This window comes from Magnetococcales bacterium (genome assembly GCA_015231925.1).
GTDB lineage: Bacteria > Pseudomonadota > Magnetococcia > Magnetococcales > JADGAQ01 > JADGAQ01.
The window spans coordinates 1-4,696 of the sequence record JADGAQ010000259.1 but is presented as its reverse complement, the minus strand read 5'-3'; the positions used below and the strand labels follow the sequence as shown (position 1 = coordinate 4,696).

Below are 4,696 nucleotides of genomic sequence, written 5' to 3'. Positions count from 1 at the left end.
CATTTTTGCATTATTGCAGGGGTCTGGGGACCATCATGGTCCCCAGCAGGGGTTGGACTCGGGCCATGGATGGCCCGAGTCCAACCTCCGCCGGGGGCGATAATCGCCTCCGGACCCCCGTATTAATGAACGAATGAAACAGAAATGGAATCATTCACTCGGCTTCAGCATGGAGATGGTCTCCCGCACAAGGCGCTCGATGGCGCCCTGATTCGCCAACGCCGCCTCCCAGTCGCCCAATTCGGCGTTGCCCTTCAGTTTCAAAGCCTGGCTGGCGGCGCGGGTCGCTCCGATGGCAAGCAGGGCGCTTCGCAACGCCTGGACTGCCTGGATGGTCTGTGACACGCCATGGGTTTCCATGGCGGTGTGCAGTTTCGCGACCAGGGCCATTCCCTCGCTCAGAAAAGCCTGTTTGGCCTGGGCCAGGGTTTCGGCATCGCCTTCAACCGGTTTGAGAATCTCCCCCCTTGGCAATGGGGGCTTAATGCCGATAACCGGAGAAAGGGCATTCAGCAGGTCAATTGAACGAAAAGGTTTGCGAACGAAACCGTTCATGCCGATCTCCCGGCATTTTTGCTCCTCGGAAAGCAAGGCATTGGCCGTGAGGGCGATAATGGGAATGTTGGGTTCGTCGATTTCCGTCCGGGAACTTTGGCGAATGCGCCGGGTTGTTTCAAAACCGTTCATGACCGGCATTTGGAGATCCATCAGCACCAGGTCGAAGCGCTCCTTCCGGTCCCGCAGCCGGTCCAGTGCCTCCTGTCCGTGATTGGCGATGGTGACGAAGTGGCCTGCCCCCTGCAGAATTTGGCTGGCCACCTGTTGATTGCTGAGCAAATCTTCCACCAATAGAATCCGCAAGGGGGGACTCCGTTCCGGCTCCCTGGGCGGCATGGGGTCCGGCGAATGCGGTATTCGACCCATTGCCCGGTTGATGGCTTTCAGAAAGGCGGAGCGCCGCATGGGGGTTTTGAGGGTACGGGCCTTTTCCAGCCAGCCGTGGCGAGGTATGTTCGTGGCCGTCAGGGAGTTCAGCAGCACCAGAACGGGACCGTCGTGTCCGGCGTGGCCCTCCAGCTTCTCCGGCTGGCCCACGCCTTCCCACAGCAGACTCTCGTCCAGAATCAGCAGATCCCAGGGGTGATTGGTCCGTTGGGCCTCGTCGAGCTTTGCCAACAGGGTGGCGGTGGAGTTCGCCTCCTCGACGCGGGCCCCGAAGCCGAGCAGGATGTCACGGGTGATCAGACGACCCAGTACCTGGCCGTCACCGAGGAGGATGCCCCGGCCTTCGAGGGAGAGGTGACTCAGTGAACCTTCCCGAGGCGCCGGATCACCATCGGCCAAGGCGGGAACCGGACAGTTCGTTCCAGCCCGGAGGGTGAAATGGAAGGTCGAGCCAATGCCAACTTGGCTTTCGACCCGGATTTGTCCGCCCATTTTCTCCACAAGATGTTTGCAGATGGACAGTCCCAGGCCCGAACCACCATACTTGCGGCAAGTGGAGTCGTCCACCTGGGTGAAGGTATTGAATATAAGCTCCAGTTTGTCGGCGGGTATGCCGATTCCGGTATCCGTCACGGAAAAATGCAGCTCCACACTGTCCGCATCCGCCGGGGAGGTCATCCGGGCGCGTTCCACGGAGATCAAAATCAGCCCTTTTTCGGTAAACTTCAGGGCGTTGCTGACAAGATTCATGAGGATCTGGTGCAAACGCAACGGATCGCCAATAATAGTTTTTGGCAAGTCGCTTGCCATGTCCAGGTAGAGTCTCAAGCCTTTTTGCGTGGCCTCCAGGCTTTTGGTTTCGAAAAGATCCTCGATTCGGCTCCGGAGATCGAAAGGAACCTTTTCGGGGATCAAACTCCCGGATTCGATTTTCGACATATCCACCAGGTTGTTGACCAGATCCAGCAGACCGAGAGCCGCATTCAACACGATGCGTTGATTGTTCCTTTCTTCTTCCCGTGGGAGGTTGGAGGTCAACATGAAGTCCGTGAGGCCGATGACGGCGTTCAGGGGGCTGCGGATTTCGTGGCTGACATTGGCCAGAAAAGCCCCCTTGGCCCGGTCCGCCTCTTCCGCCTTCTCCTTGGCCTGAAGCAACGCCCTCTCCTGCTCCTTGCGCTGAGTGCAATCGGTGACGGCCATCTGCCACCGGAAGGGTATCTCCCCGATCATCGTCCGGTCACTGCCTGTCTCGCCACAAGCGATGCTGGTCAATTGCGCAAATATCGGATTACCGTCTTTCCGGATGATTTCGACTTCACATCGCAACGGATCACGAGAGGCCGGTACCGCCTTGCGGTGGTGATAAAAGGTGTCTTGATCCTTGCGGGCAATAAACTCATGAAAGCGTCGTCGTGGCAGTGACTCTCTTTCCAGGCCAAGCAGCGTCGCCCCGGTTTCGTTGGCCTCCAGGATGGTGCCATTTTTGTCCAGAATGAAGTAACCCACCGGAGCGCTGTGGAATAACCGGCGGTATTGATCGCGACTCTGTTCCAGTTGCCCCTGGATTTGCCGCAACGCCTCGTTCTGCATCTCCAGTTCGATTTGATGGATCTGCAACTCGTGAATCAGGGCGTTGCTTTCCGCCGGAGCGGCCCGGCTCCGATTCCGGCCATCCTGGTCCGGAACCTGCTCCGCCGGATGGCGCGGTCGGGAGAATCCCTGGCGTGGAAGATCATCTTTGTTATCTGTTGCATTTTTATCATCAATGTCCACGCAAGGCCCCCTTTGTGAAGAAATGGGCGCTTCAAATATTAGATAAAAATATTATTATATATAAAAATAATAAACAAACTCCAAGGGCGGACTAAAAATAATAGTTTACAATAACCCCCCATAAGTTAACTTTTATGGGCTGTTTTGTCGATAAATTGGTGTGAAAGCCGGTACCTGCATAAAACGAGAGGATATTGAGCAGCAAACGCCGGACTTGTAAGCCATTGCAACCAGGCCCCTTCCCGGGACCGGCCATCGCAAGCGCCCGGCGCTGCTTCGGGATCATTACCATCGATTGTCCGATGTAGTGAAGCAGAGTTACTGTCAGCATATAGAATAGTGGACAGATGGAGGGTAACATGGGCGAAAAAGTGGCGTCAAGTACCGGCCTTTACGGAAATCAGTCGATGGCAGGCTGTGGCCGGTCTCGGGGAGAAGCGTAAGCGGGGGGCGTTTGAAAAGAGACAACCTGGGAAACCGTCGGGGGGGGATTCCCCCCGAACTCCCGTATTACAGGCCCTGGCCTCCCTGGGGCATGCGAGCGCCGGGGGGCCCCAGGTGGGGGGCTTCGTCTTCGCTCAGATAGCCATCCTTGTTGGCATCGTGGAAATCGAAACGTTCCGGCGGGCCGTCGAACTCCTGGCGGGAGACCCGGCCATCGCCGTCCCGGTCGAGGCGGGAGACGAATCCGGGGCGCTGAAATCCGGCGGGAGCGCCGCTTCGGGGCGGTGCGCCGCCGGGAAGGGAGAGGCCTTGGGGTGCTGCGGCAGGTGCGGAACTGGAGATGGATTCGGCGGGAAGAATGCGGGTTGGGGGCAGAGGGCGTTCCGCCCGCCGGGCGGGCGCCGCCACCGCGCCACCGCGCACCGGACGCACGAAATTGTAGATGCGTTGCGCATCACCCTGGGGACCGTGGCCGATGCGGGGGGTACCCTCCTTCGGATCGCTGCGTTGCGCGCCCGCGCCGTGGACATCCATGGTGCGACCGTGCATTTGTCCGATGGCGCGGCCAAAAGCCACGTAAACCGCGTGGGTGCCGGGGCGGGGTCCGTCCCGATGGGTGGTGGAGGTCCAGAAGAAGGGGAAATCCCTCACCCCCGCCTCGTTGGTGATGGCGGTGGTTTCGAACACCGGGTCGATGGCGGGGGAGTTGCCGGTATCCGGGGAGCTGCTGTAATCCACGATGTATTGCAGCTCCTTGGCGTTGGGCAGTCGCCAGTCGTTGTAGCCTCCGAGAGTTGATTCCTCGGCGTATTTCAGGGCCTCCCCCCAGGTCATGCCCCGGCCGCTGTCGCTTTTGGCCCACATCAATCCGCTGGATTGATCCGATACCGTGCCGTCGCCGTGGTCCACGAAGTGGTTTTCGCCGTAACGGGGACCGCGCACGAAGCGCACGAAGAAGCGTTTGTGGTCCCCGCGCATGCCGGGGCGACGGTATCCGTAGCCTTTGATGCGCCCATCGGCGAAGTTGACCCCGAAGAGGGTCAGGTTGTTGTCCATGGTGGTGGAGACGTAATGGGTGGAGGAGAGCCACTGGGCGTCGATGAAGCGTTCGCCCTGGCGGGAGTCGCCGTAGCGGAAGTCGAAACAGGCGGTATCGATGAAGGGCACGGCGTTGGCGGGCAGGCTCATCATGCCGGCTTGCCCGGGTTCGAAGCCGGTATAGCCGCGAAAGTCGATGAGGGTGTAAAGCTCTTTGATGGTGGGCACGCGCCAATCGCTGTGGCCGCCGGTGCGCAGTTGTTTCGCCTGGGTTTCCGCCTCTTCGGGATTGACTTTCCGGGCGTCCACTCCTTTGGTCCACATCAATCCGGTGGCGTTGTCGGAAACCGTGCCGTTGCCGTTGTCCCGGCAGGAGGGGGTGATGCCGTCGTATTGGGCGTCCTGGCCGAAAAAGGCTTCTCCGGGGCGGGGGCAGGGGGTTTCTCCCCGGGTGTCGTAGCAGCGTCCCTGCCCCGTGTCGACCAGACCGGCG

At 59.6% G+C, this 4,696-nt stretch carries 1 protein-coding gene and 1 pseudogene; both read right to left on the bottom strand.

Annotated elements, in window-relative coordinates:
* Positions 1-150 precede the first annotated feature (150 nt).
* Positions 151-2,721 carry a response regulator gene (locus tag HQL56_18320; protein ID MBF0311473.1) on the bottom strand — a complete coding sequence of 857 codons (2,571 nt, stop codon included), beginning with the start codon at positions 2,719-2,721 and terminating at the stop codon, positions 151-153.
* Between the two features lie 849 nt (positions 2,722-3,570).
* Positions 3,571-4,696, bottom strand: a pseudogene (locus HQL56_18315) (DUF1566 domain-containing protein).